The following is a 257-nucleotide window of genomic DNA, read 5'->3' as shown; positions in this document are numbered from 1 at the left end:
GCACTGTAAGCCGCACCACGAATTTGTCCTACGACTTGTAAAATTTGTGGATCCTGTTTTACAAATTGGGCATTCGCATGCGTATAGTTTCGAGTACGTTTAGCAACAGCTTGAGAAACATCATAGGTTGCAGCACGCCCTAGCCCTGTAATAATTGCCAATTGAACCAGTTGATAGTAAGCCGCTGAATATTTAAAACGGTCATCATCAGGTAAAATTTCAGTTTCATCGACCAATACATCATGGAAATATGCTGT

Annotated in this window: 1 pseudogene; it reads right to left on the bottom strand. The window is 40.9% G+C overall.

The features are described from left to right. Positions 1-257 (bottom strand): annotated as a pseudogene (locus AC3II9_RS22045) (acyl-CoA dehydrogenase family protein); the annotation flags it as partial.

This window comes from Lysinibacillus sp. RU7 (assembly GCF_057837305.1).
The sequence above is the reverse complement of the archived record's forward strand: the minus strand, read 5'-3'. Positions and strand labels throughout refer to the sequence as shown.